Here is a 788-nt window from a genome sequence, read left to right on the forward strand (position 1 = left end):
CTGCGCGAGATTGTTTGAGTATGTGTCGTACCCATGCATGTAAAGTACAAGGTTGACCACAACCACCAAAACAACGACGGAGATAGTCGCGAAAATGTATTTGGTTTCTAGCGAAAGTTTGTTCAGCATCAGTTTGCCTTTGGTAGCAAGTTAACAGACTTTCGAACCGTGTCGAGAGACGTTGCCATATCTGGCGTGAGTGCGGATATGCGCTTGGTATTTTGGAATACATCCAAGGCATGCAAACCTTCTGGTGAGGCATCCATTTTCAATAAAATCGATGTAATTTCATTTTTGGTCGATTGGCTCAAAGTAGGCGACGCTAAAACCAAATCACGCGGGATCTCAACCGAGTTATGGAAAATGGTCAGTTTTTCCTTCATGTTTTCTGGCAAATCTTTTGGGTTGTTCCAGTTGAAATTACTGACCGCCCCGGCGGCAACGCGCTGTTTATACACCCAAACGGATAGGTTGATTTCGTTGGATTGTTCTAAATGTTCATCCAAAAACAAATAGCCGATACGGTCTTTCGTTGGGTGAGCATCAATAGAGCGAAGGTATTCTAATTTTTCGCCTTGGTTGAGCAATGTAATGGCAGGTAAGTAAAAGCTGCTGGTGGAGTTGCGACTCTCGAAAATGAGCGTTTTGCCGCGCAGATCGGCCAAGGAATGAATGCCGCTGTCTTGATGGGTGAAAAATACAGAGTGGTATCTTTCAAGTCCCTTTTTCCACCTTACGGCGAGCACTTGGCTGTTAGATTCTCGTTCTAGGGTTACGGCGTTAAACGG

1 protein-coding gene is annotated in these 788 nt (G+C 44.9%); it reads right to left on the reverse strand.

Going from position 1 to position 788, the window contains the following annotated elements; translation table 11 throughout:
* Nucleotides 1-128: 128 nt before the first annotated feature.
* On the reverse strand, nt 129-788 hold a 660-nt coding region (locus R7Q46_RS26395), incomplete at its 5' end, for a phosphate/phosphite/phosphonate ABC transporter substrate-binding protein (protein WP_318078113.1).

This window comes from Vibrio sp. 811, assembly GCF_033339195.1.